Consider the following 19,785-nt stretch of genomic DNA (forward strand, 5'->3'; position numbering starts at 1 on the left):
AATCAAATAGAAGGTATAGGAATCCTACACTTGCTTAAGCAAGCGTAGCCTCAGGTTCAGACTTTTTTGCAGTGGTGTTCTCCACTTCCTGCTCAACCACGCTTTGGGTTTCTTTGGCGATACGGCCTTCTTCATCGGTTGGTACGACCCAGATTTGTGGGCCTGTACCATTATCGATGCGACCTTCAGTACCACGCTTTAATACATTATTAGCATCTTTATCGAGATTGAAGCCAAAATGTGGCAGGTAAGCCATAGTTTTTTCACGAATATAAGCTGAGTTTTCACCGATACCACCTGTGAAGAACAGACCATCAAGACGCGGTAGACCACAGCTTAAAGCAGCAAGTGATTTTGCTAGACGGTAGCAGAATACTTCAATTGCAAGCGTTGCATCTTCATTGCCATTTTCAGAAGCTTCGATCAGCGTACGCATGTCATTAGACAGATTGTCTGATAAACCGAGCAAGCCACTTTCTTTGTTTAGCATTCTGTCAATTTTATAGACGTCCCAGCCCAGATTCGCTGCCAGGAAGCTATGCAGACTTGGGTCAACATCACCACTACGGGTACCCATTACCAGACCTTCCAGTGGAGTCAGGCCCATAGAAGTATCTACACTTTGCCCATTCCATACGGCACAGGTCGAACTTCCATTACCCAGATGTGCTGTTAACCAGCCACCTTGTTTAAAGCTGCCAGCCAGTTCAGAACCGCGCTCAGATACATAAGCATGGCTGGTACCATGGAAACCGTAGCGACGAACGCCAAAGTCAGCGTAAAGGAATTTAGGCACAGCATAACGGTAAGCATGTGCTGGCATGGTTTGATGGAATGCGGTATCGAATACTGCAACCTGTGGCAGATCCGGGAACAGGCGTTGCGTTGCTTCAATTCCAATCAGGTGTGCTGGATTATGTAGCGGTGCAAGCGGGGTAGCTTCACGAATTTTTTCAATAATTTCATCATTGATCAGTTCGGCTTTAGTCAAGCTGCCGCCGTGTACCACACGGTGACCAATCGCATCTGGTTTATAATTGGCTAGACGCTCCAGACCAACTTCCAGTGCTTTTTTATGATCTGCAAATGGGATATGGATGTCTACCGGTTCATTACCGACAGTCACACCTTTAATACGGGCATTTTCTGTGCCTAAGTTCTCAGCTAAGCCGTGAATACGGAAATTCTGTTCTTCAAGTAATAAGGCAAACTTGATTGAAGAAGAGCCACAATTAATAACTAATACTGATTTAGACACGATTGTTTACCCGATTCTAATTAAAATTCTCATCCATTTGATTGATCTATTTTGTGCGCCTAGGCGATGCAATTTAGATCAGTGATGCAGTTGTAACATGCGATATTTTTCTGTCCTAGATAGACTTTAGGTGATTAGACTTAAGCACTATCGATCATTTTGCCAGTTATAATTAAAATTTATCAGTTCATCGTTTTCATTTATCAATGAAATAGTAGTAAAAGCACACCTCATTCAAAATAGCGTTGAGCCAATAAACCTTATAAAGCATGCTAAACAGATTCACTTTTTATAGTTTATACATTGAATTGCTGGAAATTTAAACAAGCTACAAATTTCCAAAGATAATCTTCATAAAAGGTGACCTGAAGGTTCACTGAGCTGTTTTTTTATTTTCTTCATTCGCTTCTATAAAAAATCAGCCCTGCGCGAACAGAGCTGAAAATGATTTTTTACTGCATTGTTATTGACGAATCTGGCCGTCACCAAATACGATCCATTTCTGTGAAGTCAGACCTTCAAGGCCAACCGGACCACGGGCATGAATCTTATCGGTTGAAATACCAATTTCCGCACCGAGACCATATTCAAAGCCATCAGCAAAGCGGGTAGAGGCGTTAATCATTACCGAGCTTGAATCCACACCAGCTAAAAATTCGCGCGCAATACTGTAGTTTTCAGTGATGATTGAATCGGTATGATGTGAACCATATTTATTGATATGTTCAATCGCTTCTTCAACGCCAGAAACCACCTTAACTGCCAGGATCGGACCAAGATATTCGGTATACCAGTCTTCTTCTGAAGCAGGTACTGCATTTTCCAGAATACGGCGAGTTGCAGGACAACCACGCAGTTCTACCTGCTTTTCTTCATAAAGTTCGGCAATACGTGGCAGGAACTCTTCCGCAACTTTTTCATCGACCAGCAAAGTTTCCATGGCATTACATACACCATAGCGATGAGTTTTAGCATTCAGGGCAATAGGTAAGGCTTTGAGCAAGTCTGCCTGTGCTTCTACATAAACATGACAATTACCGTCAAGATGCTTAATTACTGGTACACGCGCATCATTGGTAATGCGTTCAATCAGGCCCTTACCACCACGAGGCACAATCACATCGACATATTCAGACATGGTAATCAGCTGACCCACTGCTGCACGGTCTGTGGTATTGATCACTTGCACAGCTGCTTCTGGTAAGCCTGAAACCTGCAAGCCGTGCTGAATCGCTTTGGCAATGGCCTGGTTAGATTCAAGTGCTTCCGAACCACCACGTAAAATAATGGCATTACCAGATTTCAGTGCTAAAGATGCTGCTTCCAAGGTCACGTTTGGACGTGATTCATAGATCATGCCGACTACGCCCAGAGGTACGCGCATTTTACCCAGCTGAATACCAGATGGACGATAGGCCATATCGGTAATTTCACCAATCGGATCGACCAGGCTAATCACATCATTTAAGCCCTGTAGCATGCCTTTGAAGCGTGCGGGAGTCAGTTCTAAGCGATCGAGGAGAGCACTGTCCAGATTATTGCTATGCGCTTTGGCCATATCAATCTGATTGGCAGCCAAAATCGCAGCTTCACTGTTTTTTAAAGCAGTATAAATTGCTGACAATGCATCATTTTTTGTTTGGGTGGACGCACGCGCCAAGACGCGTGAAGCCTGACGAGCCTGCTGTCCTACCGTTTGCATATATTGTTCAATAGACTCTTGCATAGCGGTTCGATCACTTAGAAATATCCTTCTGATATTAACAGCCTGAGCCGATACAATGAAGTCTGCTGGCTAAATTTCATGTGCTTTTACAATCGTTAAACATTTTGAAATCGTTTTATCTTTAAAAGCAGACAAGCGGTTGCAAGATTAGTTGCTTGTAAAAAGAACCTCTGTATAGAATGAATGACAGCGACATTGATGTCGAATTCAATAATAAATAAAGAGTAGGACGCGTATTCAGGTCTTTCACATTTGATCTTGAAGCATGAAATCTCTCAATAATTGCTTGCACAATAAAAATAAGGCAAGGATGGAGGAAAGGAAGATGAATTCCATTATCCAGATGGACCACCACCGCATTGAGCAACACAGCCACTATGCGTTTTTTGATCTATACGATAAAAACAGTTTTAAACAGCCACCACGTACGACCTGGATGGATGGCTGGAAAATTGAATATATGGCAATTGCCCGCCCTGAAACCCTGCATATGACACCGATGGTTATTATTGGTGGGGCATTTCAGAACTTTAATTCCTATAAATACTGTGTAGAGCAGCTGTTCGCTGCAGGTCCAATCATCCTGATTGACTTGCCTTCAATGGGCGCTAACCAGCAGATCACCAATGTGGATACTGGCGTCTCTGCAGGCTCTCTGGAACTGGAAGATCTCGCAGGCATGCTAGGGCGCTGGCTAGAGCAAATGTGCTTGCCTAAGGTTGCAGTATTGGGCATGTCATTAGGATCTGTCGTGGCTTCCTGTTTGGCAGATCAGCGTCCTGAGCTGGTGGATCGCATGATCCTGATGGGGGTGATGCAAAAGACCCGCAAGAGCTGGCGGATGTTGCTGGAAGAATCCCTGCACCTGATGAAAGAAGGGCGTATGGACGAGTTTGGTCAAGCTGTCATTTTGTATCTGGTCAATCATGCCCGTTTAAAAGAAACCCGTATGTCACCGACGGCCAAGCGTCTGTTTTTTAGACAGATGGCAGAGTTTACCGCAACTGAGCAGGATCGTTATGATGTTAACTGCAACCGTCTATTACGCCTGAAACATGTACCCATTCCACAATGTAAAGTACTCGTTGCTTGCGGCCAATATGACAGTTTTACCCTGCCGCATGAAAATGCTGGCTTTGCCCTACAGTGTCCAGACATGCAGTATGTACAGATTGCCAGTGCCGACCATGTACCGCAGCTGCAGCGCCGTAAAGAAACCATGCATCTGTTCGCCACTTTCCTGCGTGATGAACCCGTAGATCAGCTGGAAGGGATTATTCCCTTTACTCGGGAACAGATGCTGAAACTTGAACGTCGTGGTGAAGACCGTATTCCGGTACAAGAGCCAGAACGTTTCCTGAGCCATCGACACTCGGATCTGCGTTTGCCTACCACCATTGTGGATTTAAGTTTCTTTGGTGTCTTATTTGAAATGGAAGAAGCGCAGGTGCAGCAGGCCATCCAGTATCCAAGGGATTTGGCTTTGCATCTGGAAGATGAAGAAGGTGAGTTCAAAATTGAATGCCTGATTTTCCAGCATGATGAAACGCAGATTCGTGCCTTGTTTAAGCACGGTAGTTTTGAAGTGGCGGAACGTTTGCTAGGTTTTGTGCAGACTCAAAAAGCTTTACTTGAAGCACAAGTGCTGGATGCAGTCGTTTAGAATGCTCCCGGCCTGAATTTGAAAGTTAAATAGATACTTTGAAAAAAAAACAGCGTTATTCAACGCTGTTTTTTTTGGTCGCATGAATCATCCAGACTAGATCACCTAAATGTTCATCTTGTTCAATTGTGGGATTGGACTGCTGAGGTTGGGCAAAATAGCGCTGCGGCTGTTTTACTTCTACCTCTATAAAACCGGTCTGCTGACAAAACTGCTGTAATTCTTGTGGTGATTTAAAGTGGAAAGTAAAAGCACTACGTGACATAAACTTTAGTAAGCGGCTGCATGTCCAGATAAAGCTGGCTAATCGATTCTTCACGGGTTCAGGGTAAATATCGCTGAGGTAATGAATTTCCGGAAAGCGTTGTCCATACTCGACAATACCTTTTAATAAGGTGTGCAACATGTCCTTGTCAAAGTAGTTAATCAGTCCTTCGCTAATGACTACTAGTGGTCGTTCAGAATCAAAAACCTGAAAAATATTGGCCAGCTCTGCACTAAAAATATCAGCAGTCAAGACTTCTGGTGCATCCTGATCCAGAATTTTCAGCGCCTGAGTTTTGATCTTGGCCATATCTGGCAGATCAAGTTCGCGGTAATTGATTTTAGGAAATTTTTGTCTGAAATTCCAGCTACGCGGAGATAGTCCGCAAGCAATTTCCAGTACTTGTAGCTGTGGGTGCTGAGTAATGAGCTGACAGAGATGTTCATCAATCATCTGGTGGCGCTGTTTTAAGGTAGTACGCATACTGCCGCCCACGTGCTTTTCAGCCCAGGTTTCCAAGGGATGGACCAATGCAGCGAGAAATTTACCTCGTCCAGTCGCAAACACTGGATGAGAAATTCCCATTTGGTACCAGATATAGCCGGTATAGTGCGCAGTAAAAGAGATATGTCGATGTTGCGAGAGTGGTTGTGTCATGTCTTCCTGACCTTATTGTTATTGTATAAGTTTTTGTATTTTTACATCATAAACAAAAAGGAACACTTATGGTGTTCCTTTTATCGTATTCCTAAATCGTATTACCCAAATATGCTTATGAAGCCACCTGATTTCTAAATCCTGTAATTTCATCACGAACCTGACGCCATTCTTTGCCAAGATCTAAAACGTCATTAATCTGAATCTGAGGAATACGACCGCGCATACGCTCTAAACGTTCCTGATTCGGTAATGGTAAATCTACAATCCCCTCAAGTGCCAGACATTGTGCTGCCCGGTCGTTACAGACCAGACCCATATCACAACCTGCCTTCAGCGCTGCCTGAATACGGGCATCAGCGCCACCTGCGACACAGGCGGCTTGCATACTCAAATCATCCGAGAACAATACACCGTCAAAACCAAGTTCCTGACGCAAGATTTTCTGAATCCAGAATTCTGAAAAACCGGCTGGATTGGGATCGACCTGACTATAGATCACATGTGCTGGCATCAAGGCATCCAGTTGTGACTGTAGCTGAATAAAGGTTTGCATGTCCTTTTGCTGGATTTCTTCATAGCTGCGTGGATCTACGGCCGCTGCCACATGAGAATCGGCTTTTACAGAACCATGACCCGGGAAGTGTTTGCCGGTCGATGCCATGCCAGCACGTTTCATACCTTTCAGGAAAGCGCTTGCCAGTGGAATGATGTCCTGAATATTTGTGGCAAAACTACGGTCACCAATAACATCGCTGATGTCATTCAGATCCAGCACAGGAGCAAAACTAAAATCAATGCCGACTGCCAGCACTTCAATTGCCATTAACCAGCCACATTTCTCTGACAGTTGTAATGCACGTTCAGGTTCGCTTTGGTAAAGTTCTCCAAAACGACCCATGGCCGGGAGTAAAGTAAAGCCCTGTTTTAAGCGTTGAACGCGACCACCTTCCTGATCGACTGCAATCAAAATATCCGGGCGAATCTGACGCATATGATCTGTCAGGGCGCGAACCTGTGCAGGTGATTCAATATTACGGCCAAACAGAATGACCCCGCCAACCTGCGGAGCCTGTAGCAGTTCAATATCTTCCTGGGTAAGGTGAGTGCCAGCGATGTCGAGCATCAATGCGCCAATCATATGCGGTGTCCATATTAGAATTTTTCAGCGAAAACAATACCTGATTTCTGCAATCTTTTGCTACACTTTGACTGCACAGAATATGATAAAACTACACAACATAAACTTATTAAGTTGTTTAAGATCGCGGATACGTTTATTTCAGATCGGAAAACGACACGGTTAAATTGGTCAAAAGGCCAAGGAAGTACGAATTTTTATGAAACTTCAAACAGTAGCTTGCGCAGTTGCAGTTGCGACAGGCGGATTCTTTTTTACCCATGTGGTGAGCGACGCGATTGCTGCTGAAAAATCAGAAGTCGTAAGCAAAGCCCTTCAACCATCTCAAGAACAAGCGCTCGTATCTAGACAGCTGGCTACTTTAGTGGATCGTCAGCACTATTTGAATATGCGTCTGGATGCTCAAACCTCACAGCGCATTTTTGATTTTTATATTGATAGCCTGGATCCGGAGCATAGCCTGTTCCTGGCACCTGAAATTGATAACTATAAAAAACGTTATGGTGCCAATTTTGGTGCCAACTTGAAAGCAGGCAATCTGGCTGGTCCATTTGAGATTCATGCACACTATAGTGATCGCCTCAAACAGTTCTATACCTTTATGCTGGATGAACTGAAAAAGCCTCAAAACCTGAATCAAAGTAATGTTTATATTGAGACTGACCGTGAGAAAGCACCATTCTTCAAGACACCTGAAGAACAACGCGCTTACTGGTCAAAAATGCTGGTTTCTCAGCTGATTAATCTGACCATCAGTAAAGAAGAAGAGCAGGCCAAACAGAAAGCATTAAAAGACAACCCAGAACTGGCCAATGGTCAGGATCTGAGTAGTCCAGAGGATTTGACGCCGGCACAAACCTTAACCAAGCGTTATACCCGTCAGCTTGAACGTTTAAGTCGCATCAAAAGCGATGATGTGCTTGATAAAACCCTGAATGCCATGATGCTGACCTATGATCCACATAGCAATTATTTCCCGCCTGTGGATGCGATGGAGCTGAACCGCCAAACGACTTTACAGCTTGAAGGTGTGGGTGTTTCAATTCGCCCAGAACGTGGCAATGAAGACTACACCAAGATTGAAACTATTGTGGAAGGTGGTCCAGCGAGTAAATCAGGTCAAGTGAAATCCGGTGACCGTATTATTGGGGTCGCTCAGGATGGCGGACCAATGGTCGATGTCATTGGTTGGCCGAGTAATGAAATTGTCGGTCTGATTCGTGGTAAACGTGGTACTAAAGTTACTTTAAAATTGCTGGGTGCTGGCGCAACACTCGGACAGGCGCGTAATGTCACTATTACCCGTGATGTGATCCAGGAAGAAGATGCTGGCGTACGTACCCGTGTGGTCGAGATTCAGCGAGATGGCAAGAAGTATCAATATGGTGTGATTGAAATTCCATCATTTTACCTGAACTATCGTGCACGACGTGCAGGTACAGATTATCGTTCTGTATCTGAAGATACCAACAATGCCCTGAAAGAACTTTCAGCCAAGAATGTGGAAGGGATTATTGTTGATTTGCGCAATAATCCAGGTGGTTCATTAGAAGAAGTTGCACGTATGCTGGGGCAAGTGATCAAGTCCGGTCCAGTGGTACAGATTCGTGATGGCAATGGCAATGTCAGTGTCTTTGAAGATGATGATGGCGGTGCACAGACCTATGCTGGTCCACTGGCGGTCATGGTCAACCTCGCTTCTGCATCGGCAAGTGAAATCTACTCTGCTGCAATTCAGGATTATGAACGTGGTATTGTCATTGGTAGCACCACGACAGGTAAAGGTACTGCACAGGTACAGTTGGATACCTTGGCACATGGACAGGCTACACTGACACAACGTAAGTTCTATCGTATCACTGGTGGCAGTACCCAGAACAAGGGTGTGGTCCCGGATATCAAACTGGTCGATATTTACAATGAAGAGTTTGGTGAGCGTAAGGCTAAAAATGCCTTGCAGTGGGATACCATTCCGACGGCACCCTTTAAACGTGAAGGTGAAGTACAGAAATATGTACCTGATCTGATCAAGAGCTCACAGGTTCGTGTCAATCTGGATCCACAATTCAAGTATCTTGAGCAACGTACAGCGATTGCTAAGAAAACTGACGAGAAAAAGCGTCTAGTATTGGATCTGAATCAGCGTAAAGCGGAATTGCTGGAACTTGAACGTAAGACCTTGGAATCTGAAAATGCACGTCGTGCAGCAACCGGTCAGAAACCTTATCCAAACTGGGAAAGCTATCAGGCCTCAATGGATGCATTAATTGAAGCACGTGCCAAGATGAAAGCTAAAGATCGTCCGCAGCTCCCTGAAGAGGAAGTATTTGTTGTAGAAGCTGCCAATGTTTTGCATGACTATGCCCGTTTACAAGGAAAAGCGAAATAGTTATTCAGAATTGAAGGATTTAATTTGACTTACAGCCTGCATATGCAGGCTGTTTTTCTATTTTTTGTTGAAAAATAGTAAACAAGAAAAAAGTTGATAAGTGTTAAAAATGCTATTTGTTTTGTTGAAATTCATAATGTTGTGATCTAGATCTGCTAAATTCTAGTCAATGAATGAATTTAACCATTTGCTAAAACTTGAAACACTTTTAATATATGTCACATATTTCTTATTTTTGTCAGATTTGGATTTAAGTCAGTAAAATTATAGTTTTTGTTGTGCTTTAAATATTGCGGTTTAAGTATCGATAAATTAAAAATTTTTTATGGGTCAAATATGACCAAGGGTGTATGGGTTGAGCAATGTTCTTGGGTGCCCTCGAGTTAGGCAGGTAAAGATGCAATGTGGGCTTAAGCAGTTCGGGAAAGCAAGCTTCTACAGGACTCTTATATGATTCATGTTCATTATGACATTAATCTGGTTATAGGCTCGCTCATTGTAGCTTTGGTAGTTTGTTTTCTTGCCATTTCAATTGAACAGCTGTTATTTGATAAAGCTCCTCCCAAATATGAAAAGCTGATTTTGGTTACAAGTGGTGCGATTTTAGGATTCTCTATCTGGTGTATGCACTTTGTCGGCATGACCGCCAGTCATTTGCCAGACAATACCTATTTTGATTCCGGACTGACTGTTACCTCTTACATTATTGCTTTTATCGCCTCGACCTTTGCCATCTGGCTGACGACACGACAAACCCTGCCTTTTCCCCGTCTGGTACTCGGCGCGGTATTAATGGGGCTGGGAATTTCCGGCATGCACTACACCGGCATGATAAGTATGGTGGTGCAGGGTTATGTGATCCGCTATGATCCGGTACTGGTGATCTGTTCGGTACTCATTGCGATTAGCGGGGCTGGTTTAGGCTTCTGGATGCTGTTTAAGAATCGCAGTATTGCTCGCCGTAGCTTCTGGCTGAAAGCCGGTGTGGCATTGATGCTAACTTTCTCCATTGTCGGGATGCACTATACCGGGATGGCAGCGACCAGTTTTCATTCCATAGTGGGTGAAGGCTTGGCCGAAATGTCCACGCTTGAGCGCGAATTACTGATTACTGTAGTTTTCATTACCTGTCTGGTTCTTGTTGCCGGTTTCTGTGTAGCCATGCTGGAACAGCGTCTTGAGCATCGCAATCGTCAGCTGGCTGAGGCCAATAAAGAGCTGGCCAATCTGGCTGTGCAGGATAATCTAACCAAGTTACCCAATCGTTTCTATCTGGCAGAGTATTCTCACTTTCTGTTTAATGATCATCATTACCGTAATGCACAGTTTGCCTTTCTGTATATTGATCTTGACCGCTTCAAAGCAGTAAATGATGTCTTTGGGCATCATGTGGGGGACCAGCTCCTGATCCAGCTGGCTAACCGGATTCATAGTTTACTCAATGAGCACTCGAGATTACTGCGAATTGGGGGTGATGAATTCTTGTTGATTCTGGAAAATGCAGAACCGCAACAGGCCGCTGAAGTCGCTGAAAAGATTTTAAGCATGATTCAGGAAAGCTTTACGATTGCTGGCAAGGTGATTAATGTTTCAGGGAGTATTGGTATTTCAATGTATCCGGAACATGGTCAAAATGTTCAGGATCTTCTGATTAATGCCGATTCAGCCATGCTGACTTCCAAAAATCAGGGGCGTAATACCTATTCATTGTTCAATTTCAGTAATGATGAAAAGGAATCCAGAAGTCAGAGCAAGCTGATTAATGACCTGTATAAAGCGGTTGAAGAACACCAGTTTGAGCTGTATTACCAGCCTAAATATCGTACCGAAGATTTGCAGATTTGTGGGGTTGAAGCCTTAATCCGCTGGCGGCACCCGGCACTGGGCTTGTTATCACCAGTAATGTTTATCCGGGGGGCGGAAAAAACCGGCCTGATTATTCAGATGGGGTATTGGGCACTGGAGCAGGCCTGTAAACAGATTCATCAATGGGAAACGGAAGGAACGAATTTCTTCCCGATTGCCGTTAATTTGTCTGCCGTGCAGTTTGAACACAAGAACCTGTTTAAAAATCTGGAAGAACTGTTAGCACGTTACCAGATTAATCCGAATCACTTGATGATTGAGATTACTGAATCTACAGCCATGCATCATATTGATAGCAGTGTGCGTACCCTGGAACGCTTGCGTGATATGGGGATTCAGCTGGCAATTGATGACTTTGGTACAGGGCATTCCAGTTTCCTGTATCTGAAGAACCTGCCAGTGAATGAGCTGAAAATCGATAAAGAATTTATTGCAGACCTGACCGCAGGTTCCAAGGAAGAGATGATCCTGGAAAGTATTATCCATCTTGCAATTAAGCTGGGTTTGCAGGTTACTGCTGAAGGGGTAGAAACTCAGTTACAGGCAGACATCCTGACCCGTTTGGGTTGCCAGCAGTTACAAGGATTCCTATTCAGTAGACCAGTTAGTGTGAAAGATTTACCCGAAGCCGCTATCGTTTCTTAATCTGTTTAATTTTATCAATCAGCCTCTGAACTCAGAAGCTACTTAATTTGAATAGCGAGCATTTCAGCCTTTGCACATTCAATCTGATCGGCAGACAGAGAAAGTGCAATCTGGATTTTTCGACCTTCAATTTTCAGTAATCGACCCGTCAACATCAATTCAGTATTCACAGGTACCGGTCGAATAAACTGCATATTCAGACTACCAGTAACACATCGAATTAAGGCTTCACTACCGTCAAAGGCGATGCCAGCTGTATGGCTTTTAAATGCTGCCGCAGAGGCGGTCCCATGACAGTCTAGAAGAGATGCAATCAAGCCACCATACAGATGATCGGGTACACCGCCGGTATAATGAGAGGCGGGGAAAATATGTGCAATAGTCTGTACAAAAGGAACGTCCCAGTAACTTTTCAGTTGATGACCATGTGGATTGTCACGTCCACAGCCGTAACAGTGGGTGTAGGGTTCAGCATAGAGATCCTGAAAGGCAATCCTTGTCATTTTTTTATCCTTATTTAAATGTGATCAGGTGCTTCAATAAATTTCTAGAAACTAAATGATCTCTTAAAATATAAATCTATTTTAAATAGGTTTCACCATGAGATAAAAGTCGATATTTCTCCTGAAATTTCAACCTGAAGACGGTGTTCTTCTAAAAACTGTCCATTCTATAAAGAAGAAGTGCAGGAGAGGGTGGGCATTGAGGAATGAGTACTGCATTTAGAAATTCTGCTACAATATCGCCAATTTTTCATATTGATCGTGCTTGATCTTTTGCACTGCGGATCTGCAGTAGGTATTTTCCATGAGTTTTAAACAAGAGTTAGCGGCGCAGGTCGCTCAGCGACGTACTTTCGCGATTATTTCCCACCCAAATATTTGATATCTATTCAAGCCCATTCAACCTATTTCAAATATAATAATAAAAGCATTGTAAGTGCTGTAAAAATATAAAAATATTGATATTCTTTATCTGGTATATCTTTCAACCCCATTCAATAGATTTCAAGTCTAGTCAGTATGTTTGTGTACATATGTGTGTACACATTTTCTAGAATTTTCTATTTGAAAAAAATATGTACACAGGTGGAGTAAAATGCCTTTAACAGATACGTGGCTTAAGAAGAATCTAGATCGTGAACGTTCAGCTATACATACAGAGTCTGATCAAGATGGATTGAGCGTTCGTGTATCGCAAAAAGGAAAACTCACTTTTCAGATGCGTTTTCGATATAACGATAAGCAAGCTCGTTTAGACTTGGGAACCTATCCAAATATGAGCCTTAAAGAGGCTCGTATTGAATTGCAGAAAATGAAAGCAATTTTAGAAAAGGGACATGACCCGCGTATTCATAAAAAAGTAGAGCTTCACAAGATCACAGAGGCTATAACTTTTGAAGCGTTATTTCGTGAGTGGCATGCGAAATATAGTATTCCTAATAAAAAGAATGCAGATCAATATTTAAGATCATTTGAACTTTATGTTTTTCCAAAGTTAGGTAGCATACCTGCTGAGCAAATCACATTACATATGTGGTTAGATTTACTAGAAGAGCAATTTAAACAGTCGCCATCGATAACTGATCGCATTCTTACGAATACAAAGCAGTGTTTGGATTGGGGGATTAATCGAAAATTAATTGAGCAAAATCCCATAAGACATATCACTGGAAAGCGTGACTTGAATATTAAGAAAAATAAAACTGTTCGAGTATTACAAGATGATGAGTTGTCTTTAATTTTTAAAATTTGTGATGAGTCTAGAACATCATTAAGGAATGTTTTATTTCTCAAGTTATGTTTGTTTTATGGTAATCGATATAGTGAGTTGAGGCTTGCACGGAAATCAGATTTTGATTTTAGTAAAAATACATGGACAGTACCGTATGAAAATCATAAGACAGGAGAAAGTAAAGGGGACATTGTTCGACCTATTATTGATGAGATCAAACCGTGGCTTCAGTCTGCAATGGATTTGAGTAATTCTGAATACATTTTCCCACATGAAAATGGCAAAGAGCCAATGGGGCGTAGTGGGCCAACAGATACCCCTTATAACTTCATGCAATTTGCAAGGAAGAATTATAAAATTGAAATGGATCATTGGTCTATGCATGATTTACGGCGTACAGCAAGGACAAATTTCAGTGCGTTTACAAGTAGGGATGTTGCGGAACTGATGGTTGGTCATGTGATGCCTGGGGAACAGGGGACATATGACTATTATGATTATCAAAAAGAGATGTCGAAGGCTTATAAAAAATGGTGGAAAAAGTTAAGTAATCTGTCTAGCTAGACAGATTACTCATTTGGTTGTTATTGAAATATTTGATTAACCATTCGTTAAACGTTTCTTCATCCCAAAGGCTAGTAGAGCCAGCGCATTTCTTAATAGGTTGAGGCATTGGTTGCTCGAACATTTTTTGATTACGTTGTTGGTAACGCCATAAAGTAGATGCAGAGCAATTTTTGAGTTTGTGGCGAATTTCTTTAGATGTTAAGTAGCCCATATCTTTGATCCTTTTGTGATTATCGCAATTAGATAAAAGAACTAATTTTTTAACCTTAAATATTGGCTGGAAATCAACCTATAATGTTAAAACTATTAGATCAGTTCATTGATGGGGTAACTATAAAATTTAGAAAATGTTTAAAATAGAGCAGTACGCATATCTAGAAATATAGTAGTATTATGCTATGCAATTATCTGTATTTTAATAAATTATGATTGATAAAAAATTATCAAGGTTAGAGCAGCTTGAGCAGGATATATGGTTAAACTTTGGTTACTACTATCAGTGTGAATTGGATAATGAATTAATAGAAACGGAGAATCAATCATATATTGATCAAAAAGAAAAAATCATAAAAAGAATGCAGCAGAATGATTTTCCATTGAGTGAGCAGTCAGCTTTTCATTTAGAAATGATGGGAGATGTGGTTTCAATCCCTTTCAAGCCATTCCAGATTGCACAGCTTTTAATGCAGATAAATACATTAAGACTTGAGGTGAATAACTTGCCTGCCAAAATTTTCCAAAGGCAATATTCAGATATTTTAATTGCTTATGTGCAAATTCTTGGTGGGGTGGAGTTTATTCAGAACCGTACACTTGCCAAAAGTGCAAAGGCAATCATTGCAGTCAAAGCTCGTTACGACAAGCATTTATATCCAAGACGGGAAATTTTATATCGCACTTTAAGAGAGCAGGTGGCGCGTCGTGGTAAATGGAAGAATCTAAATCAAGCTGTTCATTTTGTGCTTGATGATCTGGTCAAAGCTTTTGAGGTTTACGATATTGAGTGGCTTCAGTCTGAACTTGTGCTTAAGCAAAAAATGCTCAGTGAATTAGAACAGGAGAGTAAGCAGTTGTACGCTAAAGCTCAGTCTGAAGGCGTGCGAAGAAAGCCAGCATCAATTGCGAAAAAAATAGAAAAATTACAGCTCGAACTTAATAATCTTAATCAGATACTGAAAGCAAAATATCCTTCTAAAGAGATGGAAAAGTTTGGGTATAAGATGCCTTACAGTGGTGGATACATTGCTGAAACAATCATCCATGAGTTAAGAAATCAGCCTGAAATATTAAAGGAAATTTTATTTAATAAAGATTAAATATATTTTTTATATAATATGCAGATTCAAATAATGGTCAATTAAGCTTTATATAATTCAGTGGTTGGAGGCACATTTTCTGTAAATAAATTTGGGTGATACATATTCAGTTTCGTAATAAAAATAGTTGTATTTAAAAAGTATTTCTCCGAAGATTGCTTTCCATGTCTTTTCATTTGTGCCCTCAACACCTTGAATATCCATTGGATAATCAACTTCATGAGGGGTTAATATAATATTTGTATTTGGTGCAATGATAAGATACTTTTCATTTCTAAGAGGGATGAAATCTTTCATCGAAAGCGGTTTACATTCACGTTCTGTAGCACTATATACAGTTAGTACATAATTATTTGATAAATCACGTTGAACGCGAAAAAACAAATCTAAAATTTCAGATTGATACTTATCATGAAATTTATCAATCATTACTGAAATTTGTTGTGTAAGCCCTTGCTCAATAAATGATTTATCACGTGAATCACATTTATTCATATCGAATACATATGTAAAAATATTAAGGTTAAATCGTTGCTGGGTTTTGAAGAGCTTTTTCATTACTCGTGCATTTTCTTTTTTTAATACATTAATAAGTTCTAAGCGTTGGAGTCTGTCAGCCATTGCTATTCGAGTCGTTGAATCTCTTTTTAATTCATTCACGAAAGAATTTACTATAGGCAAAATATAATTGATATATTGTTCATTATGTAAATATAAATGATTGATTGGCCTATCTAATTCATATCCTAATTTTGAATAAGCTTTGTGTAATGCTTTTACACTTTGACTAAGTTTGAAAAATTTATGTTCGAGTAGCATTGGACTTATGCCGGAAAAATTTTGTAAAAGTTCAAATACGTGATCGGTTTGAGGGGAGTTACTGACATAGTATTTACCCTTCTTACTGGATTTTAATTTGAATGCACTATAACTTGGATTTGTGATGATTGATGATATCTCTTGCATAATCGAAAGATTATGTTTATTAACACAGAAATTTTTTTGACCGTGGGTATGTATCAAATTTATTTGGTTTGTTGGTGTGCTCATAGATATTCAATTAATCAAGCTGATAGTGTTCCTATCCAGATGGAAGTCGATTCTAAAGTATTTTGAATTACTCTTCTGCAATAAATCTAGCTAAAGCATAATAAAGTATCTGATTTACCTTGTTGCATACTTGCGAGTGCTGTAGCCAAATGTTCGTTGATTAATTTGGCTCCTTTCAAGAATGAACTGCTCTGTTTTGGTTATGTGATCAATCATCTTATTTAAAGAGTCAATTTTTTCTTGATCATCATGAGTGAGTATACCAATAGCAAGATTTTTACGTACTTGCTCTTCATGATTGAAGCTTTGATAGATTCCTTTTTTTAAGGTTATTTTTTGCCATAATTCACCAAGTTTATAGGCAAAGTTTTTATCTTCTGTAAAAGTATTCGCATCCATGAAAAATAGAAAATGATAGTGATATCTTTTTAATGCTGAGTATTCTAATTTCCAAATAAAACCGATTATGGGGGGGACTTTATCATTTGGTGTATGAAGTTTTTTGATGAACATTCGGAGGTAGGTTTTTAATAATTCAAGCGTGACTGTATGATCAGTATGTATGGAGAAATCCATTTTAATTATAAGTAACCTTCTGAATGTACTTAATAGTTTTTTAGCAAGCCTTTTAGCTTTCTTGTTCTGATTGAGACTTTTTTCTTGGCGTGACAGAAGTGTTTTTTGATAGATTGTATCGCTTGCAATAGCACAGGCAAGCTGATGGTAAAAGTCATTTAAAATTTCAGCTTTTAACATAAATTGATTGGGTGCTAGGGCGATAGCATCATTATGACTTCTAAGCCAAAAATCACTCTGACTAACTGTTAAATGATGAAGCATTATATTTTCTTTTAATACCTTGCGAAATAAGTCCACTTCAGGACTGGTACATGTACTATCTTCAAAGTAATAGGGATCAATTCTTCGAAGAGAGTCATGTATATTTTTATCAGCAATCAAATAAATATTTTGCTTTTTTTGATGTGGTAAGTAGATAGATTTTTTTTCAGATTTTCTTATATGTAAAATGAGCTGAATGATTTCAAGTTGGCGATATGCCTCATTTTCATCAAATACTTTAAGCTCATAAGTTTTTTGAGATCCTATGCTTGTTGTTAAATCTTCATCTTGATTGGTAGAGGATGGATTAAGGTTATTCATCATAGCTCTAAAATAAAAAAGTGGCGTAACTTTAGCCTAAGCAAGATCCGATACATCGGCGATAAGCGTTATGTAGATGAATGATCTTATCGAAGTAACAGCTCAGAATGCTTAACAGGTATCTTATATTATTAACTATAAGTAATATATCAAACATAAACAATATCTTATCTAGTTGAGTGAGACACTTAGCACAGTATAGCCTATACTCAAATGGGCTATAGACTATGTATCAATAACACAGTATTAAAATATTCAGAACTAACCCTATAGTATGTTACAAAAGTCTATGAGCATATTCAGCTAAGCAGGATGACTACAAAATCCTGCTTTAGAATCAAGATCAGTAAAAAAATATATTCCTCACTTACATATGAACCTTATGTTTCAGTGAGAACCTAAATGTACCAAAATATTCCATTAGCCAATGAAGCCTCCATTCTTATTTCAATCGAAGATTTTTTAATCAGTACCTGTCATGAGCAATTCATTGATGATCATGATGAGTTCAAACGAGAATTATTAGAAGCGGTAGTACTGTTTAAGCAGATTTATAGATTTGATCTTTGCTATTCCAAAATCATACAGGTTTTTAAAAGGGTGATTAACCTTGTGGATTACATCATGGAAAGACTAGATTTTCATATTTATGCAGACATTCTACGGTTTGAACTAAATCATATATTTTATATACAAGGCATGATTCAGCATGAAATGAAAAGTGCTGTTCAAGATATTCATAAATTTAAATATCAAGAACGAAAAAATCAAATTGAATTAGAAGGTTACTTGAACAAAATACTCAATCATTATGCTAGGTTGCTTTTTGTACGAGTAGATGTAGGGATCCTTCAAGAACATCAAGAGAATTGGGGTGTTAAAGACTTTCATAGGGCTTTGGAAATACTACGAAATAGAATGTCAAATAAAGATACTTGCTTTCATGGTTTACAAGGGTGTGTTTGGGCATTCGAGCAAGGTGCAAAGAAAGGCTACCACTGCCATTTATTGCTTATTTATGATGCTAACCTGCATTGGAGAGATGAATGGTTAGGAGAGGAAGTTGGCAAGTACTGGCAACAATCCATTACCAATAACCAAGGGTGCTATTACAACTGTAACCGAAAAGAGAATAAAGAAAAGTTTGAGGTCAATGGTTTACTTGGTATAGGAATGATTCATAGAAATCAACCACAACAACTGGAGAATGCATTTCGAGCAGGTATGTATTTGGTGAATCCTAACAAAGTAGATCAACGTTTACGTGCTAAGACATCTCCTAACATGAGGACATTTGGGATCAGTCAGTATGATGTGGATAGGCGTAGAAATATTATAAAATGAGTCATTATTCTAAGAATTTTGATGATTATCAATTGCCAGAATTAGTTGGAATTAAAGCAACTCAGTGATGTATTGAGAGTGTCAAGGGATGGCATAAATATAAAATAAATTGGGTATTTAGCTGAATGCTAAGGGTGGAAGGAGGGATGTAGCAACATCCCTTCACAGCTATGTTGATGGACGTTATTCTTCTGGAGGTAAAACTTTTCCACCTTTACTTGCAGGTGCAAGCATAGATTTTACCCATTCCTGAGATAAAAAATTAGGTTTTTCTGAGGTTGGATTTGATGATACAAATTGATCTGGCTGAGTGATAGTATCAGTTTTGACCTTTGTTTGCTTTGGGGGCTTTAACGGTTTTGTGTAAGACATTGCTTGAATCGCATGTTGCTCGTCCACAATACCTTTGGCAACTTTATCTAATTTTCCTGTACGTGTTGCATGTTGGATTTGATGCTTCGTATAGCCATACTTTGCACAAAAATCTGCAATTCGAATGTGTGTCATAATTTTAGAACCATTTTGTATTTTTTTATCGTACTGATTTTATATAACAAATCAATCATTAAATTGAATCATATTCCAAATTATTTCAGATACATAACATCCTAATGAGAATCATGAAGCTCTTTAGAGTACACATGAAAAATGAATATTAAGCCTGCCATCGTGCAGGCTTTTTTATGCCCAAAATTTAGGAGTCAAGTCATGAGCTTGAATTGTCCCTTTTGTCATTCAACCGACATCATGATTGTTGAAGCGAATGCGCAACAAGCAAATTCAACATTATCAAATCTTGCATCACCCGCAGCTTTAGGGGCCTTAGGTACAACCGTTGCGAAGTCTTTGAATTTGCCTCCCATCGTTGGAGGAATTGCAGGAACTGTACTCGGTGGTTTGTTTAATTCTTTTACAGAACAAAGCACACCTCCGCAGCAAAGTTTGTGCTTCTGCCATAACTGTTACCAAAAGTTCCCCATTCAATATCTGAATTAAGAACAGA

The 19,785-nt window shown here is 40.0% G+C and carries 16 protein-coding genes and 1 pseudogene; 8 read left to right on the forward strand and 9 right to left on the reverse strand.

Annotation, left to right across the window (positions count from 1 at the left end):
• Nucleotides 1-34 precede the first annotated feature (34 nt).
• Nucleotides 35-1,258, reverse strand: a complete 1,224-nt coding sequence (locus BK820_RS07905) for an acetate/propionate family kinase (RefSeq protein ID WP_071320597.1) — start codon at nucleotides 1,256-1,258, stop codon at nucleotides 35-37.
• Between the two features lie 463 nt (nucleotides 1,259-1,721).
• Entirely contained in the window at nucleotides 1,722-2,984 is a 1,263-nt protein-coding gene (locus BK820_RS07910; RefSeq protein ID WP_004813189.1) for a glutamate-5-semialdehyde dehydrogenase, read from the reverse strand.
• A 325-nt stretch (nucleotides 2,985-3,309) separates the two neighbouring features.
• Here BK820_RS07910 and BK820_RS07915 point away from each other — a divergent pair, with 325 nt between their 5' ends.
• The gene (locus BK820_RS07915; RefSeq protein ID WP_004813188.1) at nucleotides 3,310-4,647 is read left to right on the forward strand and encodes an alpha/beta fold hydrolase; all 1,338 of its coding nucleotides are present in this window, start codon (nucleotides 3,310-3,312) and stop codon (nucleotides 4,645-4,647) included.
• A 55-nt stretch (nucleotides 4,648-4,702) separates the two neighbouring features.
• Here the strand turns inward: BK820_RS07915 and BK820_RS07920 are convergent, their stop codons facing one another.
• Both BK820_RS07920 and nagZ read right to left on the reverse strand, forming a co-directional pair.
• Nucleotides 4,703-5,569, reverse strand: a complete 867-nt coding sequence (locus BK820_RS07920; protein ID WP_004813186.1) for a class I SAM-dependent methyltransferase — start codon at nucleotides 5,567-5,569, stop codon at nucleotides 4,703-4,705.
• 115 nt (nucleotides 5,570-5,684) lie between these two features.
• Complete coding sequence (nagZ, locus tag BK820_RS07925) at nucleotides 5,685-6,710, reverse strand: beta-N-acetylhexosaminidase (RefSeq protein WP_004813182.1); 1,026 nt, start codon at nucleotides 6,708-6,710, stop codon at nucleotides 5,685-5,687.
• Nucleotides 6,711-6,909: 199 nt separating this feature from the next.
• Here nagZ and BK820_RS07930 point away from each other — a divergent pair, with 199 nt between their 5' ends.
• The gene (locus BK820_RS07930) at nucleotides 6,910-9,099 is read left to right on the forward strand and encodes a carboxy terminal-processing peptidase (protein ID WP_004813179.1); all 2,190 of its coding nucleotides are present in this window, start codon (nucleotides 6,910-6,912) and stop codon (nucleotides 9,097-9,099) included.
• 450 nt (nucleotides 9,100-9,549) lie between these two features.
• A complete protein-coding gene (locus BK820_RS07935) occupies nucleotides 9,550-11,610 on the forward strand; it encodes a bifunctional diguanylate cyclase/phosphodiesterase (protein ID WP_004813178.1) in 2,061 nt (686 codons plus the stop codon).
• A 38-nt stretch (nucleotides 11,611-11,648) separates the two neighbouring features.
• Here the strand turns inward: BK820_RS07935 and BK820_RS07940 are convergent, their stop codons facing one another.
• Nucleotides 11,649-12,113, reverse strand: coding sequence for a PaaI family thioesterase (locus tag BK820_RS07940; RefSeq protein WP_004813176.1), 465 nt, complete (start codon nucleotides 12,111-12,113; stop codon nucleotides 11,649-11,651).
• Between the two features lie 304 nt (nucleotides 12,114-12,417).
• Here BK820_RS07940 and BK820_RS15850 point away from each other — a divergent pair.
• A pseudogene (locus BK820_RS15850) lies at nucleotides 12,418-12,489 on the forward strand (hypothetical protein); the annotation flags it as partial.
• A 219-nt stretch (nucleotides 12,490-12,708) separates the two neighbouring features.
• Nucleotides 12,709-13,908: a tyrosine-type recombinase/integrase gene (locus tag BK820_RS07945; protein WP_004890115.1), complete on the forward strand. Its 1,200-nt coding sequence runs from the start codon at nucleotides 12,709-12,711 to the stop codon at nucleotides 13,906-13,908.
• Here BK820_RS07945 and BK820_RS07950 read toward each other — a convergent pair.
• Nucleotides 13,901-14,122 (reverse strand): hypothetical protein, encoded by a 222-nt coding sequence (locus BK820_RS07950; protein ID WP_071320598.1) that lies wholly within the window; start codon nucleotides 14,120-14,122, stop codon nucleotides 13,901-13,903. The genes BK820_RS07945 and BK820_RS07950 overlap by 8 nt on opposite strands.
• A 214-nt stretch (nucleotides 14,123-14,336) precedes the next feature.
• Here BK820_RS07950 and BK820_RS07955 point away from each other — a divergent pair, with 214 nt between their 5' ends.
• Nucleotides 14,337-15,227, forward strand: coding sequence for a hypothetical protein (locus BK820_RS07955; protein ID WP_020752776.1), 891 nt, complete (start codon nucleotides 14,337-14,339; stop codon nucleotides 15,225-15,227).
• 57 nt (nucleotides 15,228-15,284) lie between these two features.
• Here the strand turns inward: BK820_RS07955 and BK820_RS07960 are convergent, their stop codons facing one another.
• Nucleotides 15,285-16,193 (reverse strand): hypothetical protein, encoded by a 909-nt coding sequence (locus BK820_RS07960; RefSeq protein ID WP_038346659.1) that lies wholly within the window; start codon nucleotides 16,191-16,193, stop codon nucleotides 15,285-15,287.
• A gap of 198 nt (nucleotides 16,194-16,391) precedes the next feature.
• The gene (locus BK820_RS07965) at nucleotides 16,392-17,438 is read right to left on the reverse strand and encodes a YagK/YfjJ domain-containing protein (RefSeq protein WP_071320608.1); all 1,047 of its coding nucleotides are present in this window, start codon (nucleotides 17,436-17,438) and stop codon (nucleotides 16,392-16,394) included.
• A 402-nt stretch (nucleotides 17,439-17,840) separates the two neighbouring features.
• Here BK820_RS07965 and BK820_RS07970 point away from each other — a divergent pair, with 402 nt between their 5' ends.
• Nucleotides 17,841-18,782: a YagK/YfjJ domain-containing protein gene (locus BK820_RS07970; protein WP_020752779.1), complete on the forward strand. Its 942-nt coding sequence runs from the start codon at nucleotides 17,841-17,843 to the stop codon at nucleotides 18,780-18,782.
• A gap of 183 nt (nucleotides 18,783-18,965) precedes the next feature.
• Here the strand turns inward: BK820_RS07970 and BK820_RS07975 are convergent, their stop codons facing one another.
• Nucleotides 18,966-19,289, reverse strand: coding sequence for a hypothetical protein (locus BK820_RS07975; protein ID WP_020752780.1), 324 nt, complete (start codon nucleotides 19,287-19,289; stop codon nucleotides 18,966-18,968).
• 201 nt (nucleotides 19,290-19,490) lie between these two features.
• Here BK820_RS07975 and BK820_RS15095 point away from each other — a divergent pair, with 201 nt between their 5' ends.
• Entirely contained in the window at nucleotides 19,491-19,778 is a 288-nt protein-coding gene (locus tag BK820_RS15095) for a hypothetical protein (protein WP_005129696.1), read from the forward strand.
• Nucleotides 19,779-19,785 lie beyond the last annotated feature (7 nt).

Origin of the sequence: Acinetobacter sp. LCT-H3 (genome assembly GCF_001866125.1) — a bacterium.
GTDB lineage: Bacteria > Pseudomonadota > Gammaproteobacteria > Pseudomonadales > Moraxellaceae > Acinetobacter > Acinetobacter schindleri.

Bases quoted from the DNA above. Each gene is read 5' to 3' on its own strand.
- BK820_RS07960 (WP_038346659.1), bottom strand. From the start codon at position 16,193: ATGCAAGAGATATCATCAATCATCACAAATCCAAGTTATAGTGCATTC.
- BK820_RS07970 (WP_020752779.1), top strand. From the start codon at position 17,841: ATGTACCAAAATATTCCATTAGCCAATGAAGCCTCCATTCTTATTTCA.
- BK820_RS07945 (WP_004890115.1), top strand. From the start codon at position 12,709: ATGCCTTTAACAGATACGTGGCTTAAGAAGAATCTAGATCGTGAACGT.
- BK820_RS07950 (WP_071320598.1), bottom strand. From the start codon at position 14,122: ATGGGCTACTTAACATCTAAAGAAATTCGCCACAAACTCAAAAATTGC.
- BK820_RS07965 (WP_071320608.1), bottom strand. From the start codon at position 17,438: ATGAATAACCTTAATCCATCCTCTACCAATCAAGATGAAGATTTAACA.
- BK820_RS07955 (WP_020752776.1), top strand. From the start codon at position 14,337: ATGATTGATAAAAAATTATCAAGGTTAGAGCAGCTTGAGCAGGATATA.
- BK820_RS07920 (WP_004813186.1), bottom strand. From the start codon at position 5,569: ATGACACAACCACTCTCGCAACATCGACATATCTCTTTTACTGCGCAC.
- BK820_RS07915 (WP_004813188.1), top strand. From the start codon at position 3,310: ATGAATTCCATTATCCAGATGGACCACCACCGCATTGAGCAACACAGC.
- BK820_RS15095 (WP_005129696.1), top strand. From the start codon at position 19,491: ATGAGCTTGAATTGTCCCTTTTGTCATTCAACCGACATCATGATTGTT.
- BK820_RS07930 (WP_004813179.1), top strand. From the start codon at position 6,910: ATGAAACTTCAAACAGTAGCTTGCGCAGTTGCAGTTGCGACAGGCGGA.
- BK820_RS07910 (WP_004813189.1), bottom strand. From the start codon at position 2,984: ATGCAAGAGTCTATTGAACAATATATGCAAACGGTAGGACAGCAGGCT.
- BK820_RS07975 (WP_020752780.1), bottom strand. From the start codon at position 19,289: ATGACACACATTCGAATTGCAGATTTTTGTGCAAAGTATGGCTATACG.
- BK820_RS07940 (WP_004813176.1), bottom strand. From the start codon at position 12,113: ATGACAAGGATTGCCTTTCAGGATCTCTATGCTGAACCCTACACCCAC.
- BK820_RS07935 (WP_004813178.1), top strand. From the start codon at position 9,550: ATGATTCATGTTCATTATGACATTAATCTGGTTATAGGCTCGCTCATT.
- nagZ (WP_004813182.1), bottom strand. From the start codon at position 6,710: ATGATTGGCGCATTGATGCTCGACATCGCTGGCACTCACCTTACCCAG.